The organism is Streptomyces sp. 11-1-2, assembly GCF_003595545.1.
Lineage (GTDB): Bacteria > Actinomycetota > Actinomycetes > Streptomycetales > Streptomycetaceae > Streptomyces > Streptomyces hygroscopicus_B.
Map to the genome: position 1 here is coordinate 1,876,165 of NZ_CP022545.1, position 16,076 is coordinate 1,892,240.

Annotated in this window: 11 protein-coding genes; 3 read left to right on the plus strand and 8 right to left on the minus strand. The window is 69.7% G+C overall.

All coding sequences use genetic code 11. The features are described 5' to 3' along the window. Positions 1-211: 211 nt before the first annotated feature. A complete protein-coding gene (locus tag CGL27_RS07480; RefSeq protein WP_119985450.1) occupies positions 212-922 on the plus strand; it encodes a GntR family transcriptional regulator in 711 nt (236 codons plus the stop codon). A 98-nt stretch (positions 923-1,020) separates the two neighbouring features. Here the strand turns inward: CGL27_RS07480 and CGL27_RS07485 are convergent, their stop codons facing one another. From CGL27_RS07485 to CGL27_RS07515, 7 genes are all read right to left on the minus strand, one after another. After that, positions 1,021-2,565: a sugar ABC transporter ATP-binding protein gene (locus CGL27_RS07485; RefSeq protein ID WP_119985452.1), complete on the minus strand. Its 1,545-nt coding sequence runs from the start codon at positions 2,563-2,565 to the stop codon at positions 1,021-1,023. After that, the gene (locus CGL27_RS07490; protein ID WP_119985454.1) at positions 2,562-3,638 is read right to left on the minus strand and encodes an ABC transporter permease; all 1,077 of its coding nucleotides are present in this window, start codon (positions 3,636-3,638) and stop codon (positions 2,562-2,564) included. Before CGL27_RS07490 ends, CGL27_RS07485 begins: the two co-directional genes overlap by 4 nt. Next, positions 3,635-4,714 (minus strand): ABC transporter permease, encoded by a 1,080-nt coding sequence (locus tag CGL27_RS07495; protein ID WP_078645239.1) that lies wholly within the window; start codon positions 4,712-4,714, stop codon positions 3,635-3,637. The genes CGL27_RS07490 and CGL27_RS07495 overlap by 4 nt, the downstream gene beginning before the upstream one ends. Then, entirely contained in the window at positions 4,711-5,799 is a 1,089-nt protein-coding gene (locus CGL27_RS07500) for a mandelate racemase/muconate lactonizing enzyme family protein (RefSeq protein WP_119985456.1), read from the minus strand. The genes CGL27_RS07495 and CGL27_RS07500 overlap by 4 nt, the downstream gene beginning before the upstream one ends. A 79-nt stretch (positions 5,800-5,878) precedes the next feature. After that, positions 5,879-6,970: a substrate-binding domain-containing protein gene (locus CGL27_RS07505; protein ID WP_205587635.1), complete on the minus strand. Its 1,092-nt coding sequence runs from the start codon at positions 6,968-6,970 to the stop codon at positions 5,879-5,881. A 163-nt stretch (positions 6,971-7,133) separates the two neighbouring features. Then, positions 7,134-8,522: a chitinase gene (locus tag CGL27_RS07510; RefSeq protein ID WP_119994278.1), complete on the minus strand. Its 1,389-nt coding sequence runs from the start codon at positions 8,520-8,522 to the stop codon at positions 7,134-7,136. After that, positions 8,519-9,796, minus strand: a complete 1,278-nt coding sequence (locus CGL27_RS07515; RefSeq protein WP_119985458.1) for a glycoside hydrolase family 16 protein — start codon at positions 9,794-9,796, stop codon at positions 8,519-8,521. The genes CGL27_RS07510 and CGL27_RS07515 overlap by 4 nt, the downstream gene beginning before the upstream one ends. A 313-nt stretch (positions 9,797-10,109) precedes the next feature. Here CGL27_RS07515 and CGL27_RS07520 point away from each other — a divergent pair, with 313 nt between their 5' ends. Beyond that, on the plus strand, positions 10,110-11,297 hold the full coding sequence (locus CGL27_RS07520) for a serine hydrolase domain-containing protein (RefSeq protein ID WP_162952901.1): 1,188 nt from the start codon (positions 10,110-10,112) through the stop codon (positions 11,295-11,297). A 436-nt stretch (positions 11,298-11,733) separates the two neighbouring features. Further along, positions 11,734-14,505, plus strand: coding sequence for an FHA domain-containing protein (locus CGL27_RS07525; protein ID WP_119985459.1), 2,772 nt, complete (start codon positions 11,734-11,736; stop codon positions 14,503-14,505). 352 nt (positions 14,506-14,857) lie between these two features. Here CGL27_RS07525 and CGL27_RS07530 read toward each other — a convergent pair whose 3' ends face one another. Then, positions 14,858-16,042, minus strand: a complete 1,185-nt coding sequence (locus tag CGL27_RS07530; protein ID WP_119983735.1) for an IS701 family transposase — start codon at positions 16,040-16,042, stop codon at positions 14,858-14,860. Between the last annotated feature and the right edge of the window lie 34 nt (positions 16,043-16,076).

Below are 16,076 nucleotides of genomic sequence, written 5' to 3' on the forward strand. Positions count from 1 at the left end.
ACGCCGAGATCAAGCGGCGGCCGCACCGGACACGTCGGGTGGAGCGCGATGGCCACCTTCGCGTCCGCGCTCCGGACGTCGGCCCGCGGCGCGTCGGCGGCAACGGAGCGGCCGTGCTGCGCCCGGCCCTGCGGCTCGCCCCTGAACCCCGTCTCTCACCTGGGTAAACTGGTGCTGTCCCGACAAGCCCCGAACAGCACCAGGAGGCCGGATGCCACCGCACGACACCTCCGCGCTCGGGGCACCGCGCGAAGGGCACGGCCGGGACCTGTCCCCCGCCCGTCAGGCCCTGTCGGACAGCGTCTACGAGAACATCAAGGCCATGGTCATGGACCATGAGATCACCCCCGGCGCGCGGGTCAGCATCGAGGCTCTGGCCCGCGCCCTGAGCGTCTCACCGACCCCCATCAGGGAGGCGCTGGCCAGGCTGGAGTCCGACGGCCTGGTGGTGAAGAGGCCGCTCTCGGGGTACCGCACCACCGAGCTGCTGACCCGCCAGGGGCTCGAGGAACTCTTCGAGATGCGGCAGTTGCTGGAGCCGAGGGCGGCAGCGCTCGCGGCGGGCAACGCCGGTGAGGCTCAGCTCGACGGCATCGAGCGGATCGCGGAGGAGATGCAGTCCCATTCGGGGACCGCCGGGCGCTATGCGGCCTACCGCGACTTCGCCGCCCTCGACCAGCGCTTCCACGACGCGATCGCGCAGGCGTCCGGGCGGCCGCTGCTCGCGGACGCGGTGGAGCGGCTCCACTCCCATCTGCACATCTTCCGGCTCAGCAGCGTTCTCGACGCCGAGGACCCGACCCTCGCCGAGCACCAGCGCGTGCTGAACGCGATATTGCGCCGCAACCCCGACCGCGCGGCCGAGGCGATGGCGGAACACCTCGCCCGCAGCCTCCGGCGCCAGCTCAGCCAAGGACGATAAGTCCTGACCGCGCGGCGTCCTGACCGCGCGGCGTCCGGCATCAGCGCGGCCGGGGCGGGGCCAGCCCGCCTGCCCGGGGCGGGGTCAGCCCGGCCCGGTCATGTCTCCACCGCCCGCGGGCGCACGGCCGAGGTCGCGCGGTCGTGGATGATGCGGATGATCCGGCCGCTCATCCGCTCGTAGTCTCGGTCGTTGTCCACCTCACCGCGGATCCGGTGGTCGGCCATCACGGCCACCCGGTCCGCGAGCGTGATCATCTCCGCGAGGTCGCTGCTGATCAGCAGGATGGGCAGGCCATCGCGGGCCAGTTCCCAGATGAGTTCGTGGAAGGCGTGCTTGGTGCGCACATCGACACCGACGGTCGGCTCGTCGACGATGAGCAGCCGGGTGTCGGCCGCCAGCCACTTCGCCAGGCTCACCTTCTGCTGGTTGCCACCGGACAGCTCACCGGCGTTCTGCCCCAGCCCCGAGATGCGGATGCCGAGACGTTCGACGAGGTCGTGCGCCACCTCCCGCTCCTCGCGCGCGGAGACGAAGCCGAACGCCTTCGCCAGCCTCTTCCACACCGTCACCGTGATGTTCCGGGCGATGAGCTGTTCCAGGAAGACCCCTTCCTCCTTACGGTTCTCGGTGAGATAGCCGATGCCGAAGCGGTGCAGGGCCTGCCGGGGAGAGGTGATGCGCACCGGCTTGCCATGCACCCGGATCTCGCCGCCGGTGACGCGGTCGAGGCCGAGCATGGCCTTGACCAGTTCGCTGCGCCCCGCGCCGACCAGTCCGTACAGACCGACGATCTCGCCGGGCCGGACGTCCAGGCTGATGTCCCGGTGCCCGGCGGCGGTGGAGACGTCGTCGAACGAGAGCACCGGCGCCGCGGACGTGTCCACCTCCCGCGGGCGCATCTCGGTGGCCGAGTGGGCTCGGCCCACCATGAGACCGACCACGTCGTCGTGGGTGTGGTCGGCGAGCGGCGAGGACTCGAGCACGGACCTGCCGTCGCGCAGCACGGTGACGGTGTCGCAGATGGCGAACACCTCCTCCAGTTTGTGACTGACGAAGACGACACATGTCCCCCGGGCCTTCAGCCGCCGGACGACCTCGAACAGGCGCTCCGCCTCCTGCGGGGAGAGGGAAGCGGTCGGCTCGTCCAGCAGCAGCACCCGGCTCTCGGTGTACAGGGCCTTCGCGATCTCCACCAACTGCTGTTGTGCCACGGACAGTTCACGGACCGGCTGGTCCGGGTCGAGGTCCAGACCCAGCTCACCGAGGCACCTCAGAGCGGGGGCGGTCATGGCCGCGCGGTCGATCAGACCGCGGTGCGAGGGAGGGCTCTGCAAGGTGATGTTCTCGGCCACCGAGAAGCCCGGAATCAGATTGCGCTCCTGGTGCACCACGCCGATGCCGGTGCGGGTGGCCTCCTGTGGTGAACGCAGGTGGACCTCGCCGCCGCACCAGGTGAGACGGCCGCCGTTGGGCGTGTGCACCCCGGTCAGGACCTTGATGAGGGTGGACTTTCCCGCGCCGTTCTCGCCGAGCAGCGCGTGGATGGACCCCTCGGCCAGCCGCAGTCCGACGCCGTCCAGGGCCCGTACGCCGGGAAAGACCTTGACGATGGCGTGGCATTCGAGAAGGACGTTGCTCATCCGGAACCTCCCGTGTGCGGCAGGACGGCAGCCGGTCGCGCGTCACTCGGCGGTGGTGCGGGCGGTACGCTGCCGCGCGAACCGCCCCGCTTTTCCAGGTGGGTCTGGTGGATACGGCCGCCGACCACCGTGCCGAGCACGACCACGCCGATGAGGAAGTTCACCCAGCTCGGGTCGAGCGAGAACTGTGCGCGTGCGGCGTCGATGAGCCGCATCACGAAGGCCGCCAGCACCGTGCCGAGCACGGCGACCGACCCTCCGGTGAGCGCCACGCCGCCGATGATGGGAGCCGCGAAGCTGGGCAGCAGCCAGTCGCCGCCGACACTGCGGTTGACTCCGGGCAGCGACGCCGTCGCGGTCAGGGCGGCCACGCCGATCAAGAGCCCGGACAGAGTGTGGGCGAGCACGATCTGCCGGTCGGTGGAGATGCCCGACAGCCTGGCCGCCAGCGGGTTGCCGCCCGCCGCCAGGAGCCGCCGGCCGGCGGTGCTGCGGTACAGGAAGGCGGCGAGCAGGGCCGCGGCGGCCAGAGCCGTGACGAACACCAGCGGGACGTTCAGCGGGGCCGCCCTGCCGAGGTCCTTCAGGCCCGCGGAGTATCCGTCGACGGTGCGTGTGCCCACCAGCCAGTACTGCGCCCCCTGGAGGATGGTCATCGTCCCGAGTGTGACGATGAAGCCGTTGATCTTCGTCGCCACGATGCACAGGCCGGTCACCAGGCCGATGGCGGTGGCCGCCAGCACACCGGCCGCCACCGCGACCCCGGCGGGCACACCCTGGTCCGCCATGAGGACGCCCATCAGGCAGGCGGTGAAGCCACCGAGCGCGCCGACCGCGAGGTTGAGCTGTCCGACGCACAGCGCGACCATCTGGGCCAGCCCGATGAGGACAGGGGTGGCCAGGTACCGCAGGAAGGTCCGTACCGAAGGGCCCTCGAGGAACGCGCCGGAGGAGGCCACGCCCAGGGCGAGGTAGCCGGCCAGCACCACGCACAGCAGGGTCATCGTGGTGGAGCGGGAGAAGCGGCGCAGGACCGCGGCGCCCCGCTCTCCCCGATCGCGGATCGTGTTCATGTGGAGCGCACCACCTTGCGATGGGCCACCACGGTGCGCACCCGGTCGGCCGAGAGGGCCAGCAGGAGTACGCAGCCGAGGTAGATGTTCAGGCTTTCCAGACCGACACCGAGCAGATCGAGCCCCTTGCGGATGACGCCGACCAGGGATGTGCCCAGCAGAGCGCCCAGTACGGAGACGACGCCGCCGGTGAGCAGGGTGCCGCCGAGCACCGAGCCGAGGAAGGACGGCAGCATGAAGTCGTCCCCGATGGAGGCGCGGAACGTTCCGGTGCCGACGGCGGCCATGAATCCGGCGAGCGCGGCGAGCAGCCCCGAGAGCGTGTGCGCCAGGATGAGGCGGCGGCCGGTGGGAATGCCGGACAGCTCAGCCGCCGCGGGGTTCGCCCCGGTGAGCAGCAGCTCCCGGCCGATGCGGGTGCGGGCGTACAGGAAACCGAGACCGACCAGTGCCAGGACGGTGAACTGCGCCAACTGCGGGATGACCGGGGAGCCGCACACCGGCCCGACGCAGATGTCGGCCAGCGAGTACGAGCGCAGTTCCGCGAGCCCGGACGGCTTGCTGGTGAAGGCGGCGTTCTCGGTCAGGGCCGAGTAGAGCAGGGAGACGAGTCCCAGCAGCGCGAAGTCCATCGCCAGGGTCACCACGAACGAACTGACCCCGGTACGGGTGATGATCCAGCCGGTCAGCGCGCCGATGGCGGCCCCGGCCAGCAGGCACAGCAGCAGGCCCAGGGGCAGTGGCAGGTCCAGCCGGTCGTATCCGAACCCCGCGAACAGGGCTCCGAAGGCGGCCATCCGCCCGACGGCCAGGTTCATATGCCCCACCGAGAGCACGACCATCTGGGCGAGCGCCACCACCGTCAGCGTCGAGACGTCCCGCACCAGCGGGAACAGCACGAGCCGTTCGTCCAGGAACGCCGGCTGCGCCACGCCGAACAGGGCACTGAGGCCGACGACGAGCACCAGCAGCCCGAGCCGCTGGTTGACCCAGAACGGCAGCCGGTGCACCGGACGCGGTGGCGTGGCCCCGGCGGGGCCGGTGTCGGTGCCCGGCGGGAGGACGGGCGTTGTCATGACACCCTCCGGTCGTCGATGGCGTCCATGTCCCAGTCGATGCCGATGCCCGGAACGTCGGGCGCCACGGCCCGCCCGTCGCGGATCGTCAGCTCGCTGCGGGTGACCGCCCGCAACTGCGGGATGTACTCGACGAACCTGCCGTTGGGCACCGCGGCCACGAGGCTGACATGCAGCTCCATCAGGAAGTGCGGGCACACCATGACGTTGTGGCTCTCCGCCGTGTGGGCGACCTTGAGCCAGGGGGTGATCCCGCCGACGCGGGCGGCGTCGACCTGCACGATGGAAGCGGCGCCCGTCTCGAGGTAGGTGCGGAACTGCGCGGGCGAGTACAGGGACTCGCCGACAGCGACGGGAATCCGTGTCGCACGCGCCAGCCGGGCATGGCCGCTGATGTCGTCCGCCGGCAGGGGCTCCTCGATCCAGTACGGGTCGTAGGGCTCCAGCGCGGCCGCCAGTTGGAGGGCCGAGGACATCGTCTGCGACTGGTTGGCGTCCGTCATGATGTGCAGTGAGGGGCCGACGGCCTCTCGTACGGCGCGCAGGCGCTCCGCGTCCTCGGCGGCATGCGGCTTGCCCACCTTGATCTTGACACCGGCCCACCCGGCCTTCTGGGCCTGGAGCGCCCCCTTCACCAGGTCGTCGGCGGTCAGATGGAGCCAGCCGCCCTCGGTGTCGTAGACCGGAACGTCCTGGCGGTGGCCGCCGGCCAGCCGCCACAGCGGCTCGCCCGCGCGCTTGCAGCGCACGTCCCACAGCGCGGTGTCGACGGCGGCGAGTGCGAGCGAGGTGATGGCTCCGGTGGTGGTGGAGCGGGTCAGGGCGAACAGCCGCTGCCACAGCGCCTCGACGTTGCGCGCGTCCTGCCCGATGAGGGCGGGCAGCAGATGGTCCCGCAGCAGGGCCAGTACGGAGGTTCCGCCGGTGCCGATGGTGTAGGCGTAGCCGGTCCCCGTGCTGCCGTCCACCGTGGTGATGTCGACCAGGACCGTCTCCTGCTTGACGAAGGACTGCACCGCGTCGGTGCGGTCCGTCTCCACGGCGATGTCGGCCAGCTTGGCCGTGGCGGTCGTGATGATGCTCATCTCGTGATGCCCGTTTTCTGTAGAGCGGGGATGGCTTCGGTAGAGCGGGGATGGCTTCGGTGGCGCGGGCGCGGCGGGGTCAGCCGCACGCGAGGACGTCGTCGGCGAACTGCTTCTTCAGCCGGTCGGTCTTCGCCTTCCGGGCACGGTCGTAGGTCGTGACGTTCTCCTTGGTGACGACGAACGAGCCGGAGTCGACGGACTGACCGGGCGTGCGCATGGCGCACTGCTTCGTCTGCAGCAGCGCGAGCGCCCACGCCCCGACCTTCGCCTGTCCCACCGGGTTCTGTACGACGGTGGCGGTGACCGTGCCCTCCTTGATCGAGCTGAGGATCTTGGCGTCGTCGTCGATGGCGACGACCTTCGCCCGCGAACCGGAGCTCCTGACGGCGTCGGCGGCGGCGACGGCCGGGTTGTAGGCGGTGGAGACGATGCCCTGGATCTGCTTGCCCTTGGCCGTGAGCAGGTCGGACACCGCCTTCTGCGCGGTCTGCAGGTCCTTGTCGATGTCGGTGACGGTCTGCAGCAGCTTCGCCTTGCCGCCCGACTCCTTCACGGCCCTGGCGACGCCCTTGATCCGCAGTTGGGTGTTGGCGTCCACGTTGTTGCCCGTCAGATGGACGATGGTGCCCTTGCCGCCCATCGCGTCGATGGCGGCCTTGGCCGCCTTGTACGCGGCGAGTTCGACATCCGTGGAGAGGCAGAAGTCGGCCTCGTTCCTGCCCGCCGGGCAGGAGCCGAGTGAGGCCACGGCGAGGCCCTGCGACTTCAGGTCCGCGAACGTGGTGTTGATGTCGGTGGGCGAGACCCCGAAGACACCGAACGCGTTGTAGCCGCGCGCGGCGAGCGTGGACAGCAGATTGTTCTGCTTCTGCTGGTCCCACTCCGCCGTCTCGTCGAACGTCACGCCCCCGAGCCGGTACGTCTTCTTCGCCTCGGCGCCCGCGGACTTCCAGGGCTGGAAGTAGGGGTGAGCGCCGCCGGGCACGAGCGCGACCTTGGTGGCCGACCCGTCCGCGAGCACGGCCGAGCCGCCGCCCGCCCGCGCGGACGCGGGGCCCTGCCCGCCCGTCGGCTCACCCGAGTTCTTGAGCGTGCAAGCCGCCGAACCCGCGGCCAGCACCGCGACGGCCACCACTCCCGGCAGTACAGATCCAGTCCGGAGACCCACCTCCGCACCCCCACGAATCAAATAGGAAATTGATGCCGCGATGGTGTGCCAGCCGAGCCGCCCCGTCAAGACCCCTGACAAACACGAGATCCGGCACCCCTGTGGATCGGGTGCCGGATCTCGTCCCGCTGATTCCTATAGGAAATGCGTGTCCTGAATTGGATCAGCCGGCGTACTGGGCGAAGACGCGGGTAAAGTCCCACGGCTGCTGGGAGACACCCGAGCAGGTGTCCGCTCCGCCACCGGTGCAGGGCCGGTCACGGTTGACCGACCAGAAGGTCAGCCGCGCGAGGTGCCGCTGCTGGGCGTAGCCCAAGATGGTGCGGAAGTCGCTCACGGTCACGGTCTCGCCGTTGTCGGTGATGCCGTTCATCGAGGAGATGCCAGTGTGCCGGTACGCCTGGTCGTCCGTGTACCCGTAGGCGCTCTTGACCGTGTTCTTGAGCCCCTCGGCGGCGCGGAGGGTGAGCTGGCCCATGTTCTGGCCGGCGCCCCCGAAGTTGAACGGCATGATGGTCCAGCTGTCCACGGTCAGACCAGCGGCGGCGGCCTTGCTGATCAGGCTGTTGTCCGGGCCGTTCTGGCCGGTGCCGAAGGTGACGTACACCTTGATGCCGGGGTTGTTGGCCTTGACCGTCTTGAGCGCGTCGACCGTGCGCTGCTGGACGGTCGGGCTGTCGTACGCGGCGGCCTCGATGTCGATGTCGATCGCCTTGAGACCGTAGGCGTTGATGACCTTCTGATACGCGGCGGCCAGCTCGCCCGCGCTGCCGCACGAGCTCTCCAGCTTGTTGCCGCTCCAGCCACCGAAGGACGGGATGACATCGCCACCGGCGGACCGCACGGTGTTGATGGTCTGCTGGTCGACGCCGCCGGTGAGCGGACGGCCACCGTCCCACTGCGGGTTGCAGTAGCCGTTGCTGAGCACGAAGGCGAGCGTGAACCACTTGACGCCGGTCGCGTTCATCACGGTGGTGGGGCTGGGCGGGCTGCCCCAGCCGTTGTAGAGGTACGGGGCCACGGCCATGGCTCCCGGCCCGGTCGGCGGAGTGCTGCCACCGTCCGGCGCCGTCCACTTCTGGTTGGCGGCGCCGGTGCAGGTCCATAGCTGCAGCCGGGTGCCGTTGGCCGAACCGCCACCGGCGGCGTCCAGGCACTTATTGGCCTGCGGATTGACGATGTCGCGGGCCGCCGGGAGGGACCACTGCTGGGCCGCGCTGCCATTGCAGTCGTAGAGCTGAACCAGACTGCCGTCGGCCGTACCACCCGACGCCACGTCCAGGCACTTCCCCAGCGCACGGATCGTCCCATCGCCACCAACGGTCCACTGCTGCGCGGCGGACCCGTTGCAGTCGTAGAGCTGGATGGGTGTGCCGTTCGCGCTGTTGGCGCCCGCCACGTCCACACACTTGCCACCGACACCGGTGATCTGTCCGGTGGCCGCCGCGGCGCCGCTCGCGGGAGCGCCGGTCAGGCCGGTGAGGAGGGCGGCGACGGCAGCGGCGCCCAGCATGCCGCGCACCGCGGGTCTGTGCAGGAGTCTCATGTTCATCTGGTCACCGTCCACTTCTGGTTGGCGGCGCCGGTGCAGGTCCATAGCTGCAGCCGGGTGCCGTTGGCCGAACCGCCACCGGCGGCGTCCAGGCACTTATTGGCCTGTGGGTTGACGATGTCGCGGGCCGCGGGAACGGCCCATTGCTGAGCCGCGCTGCCATTGCAGTCGTAGAGCTGAACCAGACTGCCGTCGGCCGTACCACCCGACGCCACGTCCAGGCACTTCCCCAGCGCACGGATCGTCCCATCGCCACCAACGGTCCACTGCTGCGCGGCGGATCCATTGCAGTCGTAGAGCTGGATGGGTGTGCCGTTCGCGCTGTTGGCGCCCGCCACGTCCACACACTTGCCACCGACACCGGTGATGGCACCGCCGCCCGGCTGTCCGCTGTCGGTGCTGACCCGGACGTAGTCGACGAGGAGTTGCTGGGGGAAGACCGTGCTGCCGTTGGGGTCTCCCGGCCAGTAGCCGCCGACCGCGAGGTTGAGGATCACGAAGAAGGGCTTGTTGAACGCCCACTGCCGGCCACCGAGGTCGGCGGGGGTGCGCCGCTGATACACGGTGCCGTCGACGGACCAGGTGATCGCGTTGGGGCTCCAGTCCACGGCGAAGGTGTGGAACGCGTCGGCGAACGCCTGGCCACCGGGCAGGGAATACCCGGCGCCGATGCCGCCGGACCCCGAGTAGCCGGGGCCGTGGAGGGTGCCGTGGACCGTGGACGGCTCGAAGCCCACGTTCTCCATGATGTCGATCTCACCCGAGTTGGGCCAGCCGACCTGTCCGATGTCATTGCCCAGCATCCAGAACGCCGGCCACATGCCCTGCCCGCGCGGAATCTTCATCCGGGCTTCCACCCGGCCGTAGGTGGTGGTGAACTTGCCCGACGTGTTCAGCCGGGCGGAGGTGTACTCGCAGCTTCCGTACCAGCACTGGTAGTTGCCCGGATTCTCGCGGCGGGCGGTGATGGCCAGATGGCCCTGCCCGTCGAGGGCGGCGTTGCGGTTGCCCGCCGTGTAGTACTGCCGCTCATGGTTGTTGACGTTGTCGCCCGTCTCGATCTGCCACTTGCCACCGTCGACGGCGGAGCCCGCGGGCCCGTCGAACTCGTCGGAGAAGGTGACGGCGGCGGCCTCGGCGGCCACGGCCGGTGGCGCGGCGGAATGCGCCGCGGAGGCGGGCGCGCCCTGCGCCAGTCCAGTGGACAGGGACGCGAGGGCGAGGAACGAGACGACGGAGAGCAGCAGTCGCCGGGGTAAGCGCGGGGAGTCCATGACTCTCCCTTCCAGAAACATGTGCATGACAGGTACGGAGAGACATGAGGCGCATGTGAAACCAACAGGTGGAACCAAGTGGTTACGGCGCCGACCGGGGTGCGATGAGCGATCCGAGAGGTACTTAGTTCACTACGTGATTTAAGAAGTGAAGGAAAATCCTGTCAAGGGCTTGGTATGGACCATATTTATGGACAGAAACCGCCGTGGAGGACGGCCGCATGACTGGTGACGGCCCGCGGGGGATATCCCCCATGCCGATCCTGGGGTGCGCCGGATCGCGGGCCGTTGGGGGCGAATCTAGCGTTCAGCCATGCCTCCGACTCTGCGAAAGCACCTCGCCCTGGCACTCGGTGTCGCTACGCTGCTCGCCACCGAGGTGGCCACCGCCGTCGCCCAGCCCGCCGGCCCCTCCCCTGCGGAGCGGTTGCACCAGGACACCGAGGCGATCCACGCCCTCGGTGTCAGCGGTGTGCAGGCCCGCGCGGTCGCGCCGGACGGTCGGCAGTCGGTCGCCACCAGCGGCACCGCCGACCTCAACACCGGCCGCCCGGTCTCTTCCGACGGCTACTTCCGCATGGCCAGCACGTCCAAGACGCTGGTCGCCACCGTGGTCCTCCAACTGGAGGCCGAGGGCAGACTCTCCCTGGACGACACGGTCGACCACTGGCTACCGGGAGTGGTGCGGGGCAGCGGCAACGACGGCAGCCGGATCACCATCCGCCAACTGCTCCAGCACACCAGCGGCATCCACGACGATCTGCCCGGATACACCACGCCGGAGGAGTACTACCAGCAGCGCCACGACGTCTACGGCCCCGAGCAGTTGGTCGCCCGCGCCATGGCCCACGCACCGGACTTCCCGCCCGGCGAGGGCTGGGCGTACTCCAACACCGGCTACGTCCTGCTCGACATGGTCATCGAGAAGGCCACCGGTCACCCTGCCCACCAGGAGATCGAAGACCGCGTCCTGCGCCCGCTCGGCCTCGGCCAGACCCGGTGGCTGGGCGCCTCGCCCGCCCTCCCCCGGCCGCACGCCAGGGCCTACCAGCTCTTCGGCCCCGGTTCCCGGGTGGACGTCACCGACCAGATACCGGTGGACCACGAGAACCTTTCGTGGGTCACGACCACACGGGACGAGAACAGCTTCCTCCGCGCGCTGCTCGCGGGCCGCCTGCTGCCGACGCGGCAACTGGCCGAGATGAAGCGGACCGTCCCCGTGAGCGAGGAGGTCCAACAGCTCTGGCCCGGCGGCCGATACGGACTCGGCCTGGTCGAACGCCCGCTGAGCTGCGGAGGCACGTACTGGAGCCACGAGGGCGGGGACGGCGGCTACATCACCCTCAACGGCGTCACCGACGACGGCAGGCGAAGCGCCGCGGTCTCCATGTCCGAGGCACGCGGCGACACCCCGGAGCACATCCTGGACCAGGAGAACGCGGCCAGCGCCCTCATCGACCACGCACTGTGCGCCGGGGGCCTCCACGGGGGCGCAAGCTGAGACACCGGCTCCGTCCGCGTCAGCACAAGCCACTGGCCGCCCGCACATCGCCGAACCCGCCGCGTCCGCACCGGCCTGGACCGGAGCGGACGCGACCTTGCGCCCAGCGAAACCACCGCTGCCGGGAAGGTAAGTTTGGACCCTGCGCCGTGACACGCAACCTCCGCATGCCCCGCGCCCTCTTCCAAACCGGCTATGGCCGTACGCGTCGGCGTGCCCGGTCCGGGCCGCACACCGACTGACCGACCCCACGAGGACACACCGCCGTGACACCCGACGAACACTTCGGCCGCCTCGCGCCGCAGACCGTATGACGCCCGCCGGTTCCCGGGCAGTCCGGGCACACGGCGGAACCGCAGGACCCGCAGGACCCGTCCGAGCCGTCGACTATCCTCACGCAGACGGCCTCGGTGCACACGACCGACTTGGGGCAGACGTGCCGGAACTTGTACTGCATGCCAATGGACGCACCTGGACCCTGGACGCGTCCCGGAGCTACACCGTGGGGCGCGATCAGCAGGCCGACATCCCGACCATCGACCGCCGAGTCTCCCGGCGGCACGTCACGATCCGCTGCGTGGGCGGGACGTGGGTCATCGAGGACCTCGGCAGCGCGAATGGCACGTTCGCGGACGGACACCGTGTCCAGCGGATCGAGATCGGCCACGGTTCGATCGTCCGGCTGGGGAACTTCTCCAGCGGCATGCGGCTGGACTTCACCGAGGCCGCGCCGGCGGCAGCGGCAGCGGCGGTGAGTGGCGACCAGGCGCCTGCCGTGGCGCAGGACCGCGCGGCGGCACCCCAGGGCGAGGCCCGCCCTCAGGCTCATCCCGAGCCCCGTCCCCAGGCTCATCCCGAGCCCCGTCCTGAAGCTCGTCCCCAGCCACGTCCCGAGGCCCATCCCCAGGCGCCTCGCGGGGCGCGAGGCGATACGGGTTGGGGCACGGCGGCAGCCGCCGGTGCACCCCCGGTGGAGCCCCATCCCCGGGCGGCGGAGGTTCCCGGAGCCCCGGCGGGCGCGGCAGCCCCGGCGGGCGCGGCAGCCTCAGTGGGGCAAGCGGCGGCCCCGACCCGTACGGCGGGCCCGAGCATCGCCCGGGACCCGCACCGGCCCGCCGCCGGAGACCCGCACCGGCCCGCCGCCACCGACGCGGACGGGCCCCACGGAGCCGCCGGGACCCACTTCATCGACCGGAGCCCGTCGGGTGTCCACCGGCTCGTCCAGGGGCGGCCGATGCGCATCGGCCGGGCGCAGGACAACGAACTCGTGGTGGAGGGCCCGCATGTCTCCCGCCACCACGCGGAGTTCCGGCCCCTGCCCGGTGGCCGCTTCGAGATCGTCGACCTCGGCAGTCACAACGGCACCTTTGTCAACGGGCAGCCGGTGAGCCACCAGCTCATCGGTCCACACGACATTGTCGGTGTCGGCCACTCCACCTTCCGCCTCGCCGGGGACCGGCTGGAGGAGTTCGCCGACACCGGTGAAGTCTTCTTCGCCGCCCGGAACCTGACGGTGACCGTCGGGCGCGGCAAGACCATCCTGGACGACGTCTCCTTCGGCGTCCCGGAGAAGTCGCTGGTGGCGGTGGTCGGGCCGTCGGGCTCCGGGAAGTCCACCCTCCTGCGCGCACTCACCGGCTACCGGCCCGCCGACCGCGGCCATGTCCTCTACGACCACCGCGATCTCTACACCCAGTTCGCCGAGTTGCGCCACCGTATCGGCCTCGTTCCGCAGGACGACATCCTGCACAAGGAGCTGACCGTCGACACCGCGCTGAAGTACGCCGCCAGGCTGCGCTTCCCCGGTGACACCAAGGCCGCCGAGCGCAAGGCCCGTATCGACGAGGTGCTCCAGGAGCTGAAGCTCGACGTCCACCGGGACAAGAAGGTCTCCTCGCTCTCCGGCGGTCAGCGCAAGCGGGTGTCCGTCGCCCTGGAGTTGCTGACCAAGCCCTCCCTGCTCTTCCTCGACGAGCCCACGTCCGGTCTGGATCCGGGTCTGGACCGCGATGTCATGAAGTTGCTGCGGGGGCTCGCCGACGACGGCCGCACCGTGCTGGTGGTCACCCACTCAGTCGCCGAACTCGCCCTGTGCGACCGGGTGTTGGTCATGGCGCCCGGCGGCTCCGTGGCCTACTTCGGCGTCCCGGGCGAGGCCCTGGAGTTTTTCGGCCACGAGAGCTGGGCCGATGTCTTCTCCGCCTTCGAGAACCATCGCGACGACGACTGGGGCGGGCGCTGGCGGGCTTCCCCGCAGTACGCCCGGCGTGTCGCGGAGGTCGGCTCGGCCGTACCGCCGCAGCAGCCGGGCACCCTTCCGGCGCAGCCGCCCGCGCGAGCCCTGCAGCCCAAACGGCGCCACTGGGTCGCCCAGTTGTGGACCCTGATCCGCCGCTATCTGTCGGTCATCGCCTCCGACAAGGGCTTCATGGCGCTGATGCTGCTCCTCCCGGCGGTACTGGGCGGGGTGAGCTGTCTGGTTCCGGCGAAGTACGGACTCGTCCCGCCACCGCCGGACAGCGGTTTCCGCTACAACCAGGAGTCCGGAACCATTCTGCTGGTGCTCGTCATCGGCATGAGTTTCTCCGGCGCGGCCAACTCCGTACGCGAATTGATCAAGGAACGGGTGATCTACGAACGGGAGAGAGCCACGGGTCTGTCCCGGTCCGCGTATCTGATGTCGAAGGTGATCGTCCTCGGTCTGATCACCGCGATGCAGGGTGCCGTCCTCTGCGCGATCGGCTTCTCGGTCCGCCAACTGCCCGCCGAGGGGTTGTTCATGCCCACGGCCGTCGAGGTCTGCGTGGTGATCAGTGCGCTGGGCTTCACCTCCATGATGTTCGGCCTGGTCATCTCCGCGCTGGTGAGGACGGCCGAGAAGACCATGCCGCTGCTGGTGATGTTCGCCATCGTCCAGGTGGTCTTCACCGGCGTCCTCTTCAAGCTGTTCAGCTCTCTGGGCATCGAACAGGTCGGCTGGCTGATGCCCGCCCGCTGGGCGGTCGCGGGCGCCGGGACCACACTCGACCTCGCGCACACCATGCCGCCCTGGAATCTCGACAAGCCGAACGAAGTCGACCCGCTGTGGGCGCACACCGTCTCCCAGTGGGGCATCGACCTCGGCGTGCTCGTGGCGATCGGGCTGGTCTGCGGCTTCGCCGTGGCCCGCCTGCTGCGCCGGCACGAACCCGACGTCATGCGCGACTAGGCCCTGTCCGGTGGATCTTCGCGGATCAGCCCGCGGCGTCTGGTGCGGTGCATCGCAAGGCGGAGGGTCGTCCTCGTACCGGGTCGTACTCGGACGATCCCGACAATGCGGCCGGGGGCACCTCCCAGCGGTAGCTGGGGGCGCCGTGCCAGGCGTCGCGGGCCCGCGAAGATCCGCCGGACAGGGCCTAGTACTGCAACGGTGCTTGCTGTGACTGCTGGCCAGTTTCAGGGGCTGTGTCCGCGTCGTTTGTGGTGACTGATTCGGGCCTGGTGCTGGCGTCGGCGGCGCCATGTCGACCAGTGCAGGATGTGGTCGACCGGGGTGGGGTGGCGGTTTGTGAGTCGGGTGATCAGGCGTCGGATCTCGGCGAGGCTGAGGTGGATGAGCTGGGAGGATCCGTTTCTGCTTTGTCGGCGTCGAGTTCGCGGGCGCGCAGGATGGTGAGGCAGGCGTGGGCGGCCATGGCCAGGGTCATGTGGCGGTGCCAGCCGGGGTAGCGGCGGACTTGGTAGTCGTCCAGGCCGCATTCCTGCTTCGCGGTCTGGAAGCATTCCTCAACGGCCCATCGGCTGCCCGCGATGCGGATGAGCTCGTCCAGAGTGGTACCGGCCGGGCAGTAGGCGATGTAGTAGGAGATCTCCTCGGGCCTGCTGACGCTGCGGCGGGCGAGGACCCAGTGCCGGCGGTCATCGCGGTGCCAGGGCCGGACCTCGACGCGGGCCCAGTCATAGATCCGCGGGCCATGTGCCCCCTTGCCGCACGAGCGGCGCTTCCACTTCTGGTGTGGGAGGCCGGGGAACAGGTCGTGGACGGGGTGGTCGATGGACCAGCGGGTGACGACGGTGTCGTGCCGGGTGGTGGCCATGACGTGGAAGACATCGGCCTGTTCCAGCTCGGAGCGCCAGCCCTTGCTGAAGCCGTAGGCGGCGTCCGCCGTCACCCATCCGAACGGGATCTTGTCCCTGATCGCCCGGCGGATCATCGCCTTGGCCATGGTCACCTTCGTCTCGAAGGCGACGCTGTCGTCGATGCCGGCCCGTCGGCACCTTTCCCGGTCGTCCGTCCATGACGTGGGCAGATACAAGCGGCGGTCGATCAGCGTGCGTCCACGATTCGTTGCGTAGGCGAGGAACACACCGATCTGGCTGTTCTCGGTGCGTCCGGCGGTGCCGGAGTACTGCCTTTGCACGCCGGCCGAGCGGATGCCCTTCTTGAGGAAGCCGGTGTCATCGACGATCAGAACGGCTTCCCGGTCTCCGAGCTGTTCGACGACGTAGTCACGTACGTCGTCCAGGACCTCGTCGGCGTCCCAGTCGATCCGGTTCAGCAGCCGGTGGATGCGGTCGGGCCCCGTGTGCCCGGCTTCTTCCGCGAGCGTCCAGCCGTTCTTCCGCTCCAGCGGAGCAATCAGCCCCCGCATATAGGCCAGCGCCGACTGACGTGGCTCCTCCCGGTTGAACCGGTGCACGAACCGCTCGTGCACCGCACTCAGTTCCCCGGCCCACAACCTGACATCAGCAAGGTCCCCACCCATAACCGGACCAACGACTGAGCTGGCCAGCAGTCAC

Coding starts and splice junctions, on each gene's coding strand:
- CGL27_RS07485 (WP_119985452.1), bottom strand. CDS start 2,565: ATGAGCAACGTCCTTCTCGAATGCCACGCCATCGTCAAGGTCTTTCCC.
- CGL27_RS07500 (WP_119985456.1), bottom strand. CDS start 5,799: ATGAGCATCATCACGACCGCCACGGCCAAGCTGGCCGACATCGCCGTG.
- CGL27_RS07490 (WP_119985454.1), bottom strand. CDS start 3,638: ATGAACACGATCCGCGATCGGGGAGAGCGGGGCGCCGCGGTCCTGCGC.
- CGL27_RS07480 (WP_119985450.1), top strand. CDS start 212: ATGCCACCGCACGACACCTCCGCGCTCGGGGCACCGCGCGAAGGGCAC.
- CGL27_RS07495 (WP_078645239.1), bottom strand. CDS start 4,714: ATGACAACGCCCGTCCTCCCGCCGGGCACCGACACCGGCCCCGCCGGG.
- CGL27_RS07520 (WP_162952901.1), top strand. CDS start 10,110: ATGCCTCCGACTCTGCGAAAGCACCTCGCCCTGGCACTCGGTGTCGCT.
- CGL27_RS07530 (WP_119983735.1), bottom strand. CDS start 16,042: ATGGGTGGGGACCTTGCTGATGTCAGGTTGTGGGCCGGGGAACTGAGT.
- CGL27_RS07515 (WP_119985458.1), bottom strand. CDS start 9,796: ATGGACTCCCCGCGCTTACCCCGGCGACTGCTGCTCTCCGTCGTCTCG.
- CGL27_RS07510 (WP_119994278.1), bottom strand. CDS start 8,522: ATGAACATGAGACTCCTGCACAGACCCGCGGTGCGCGGCATGCTGGGC.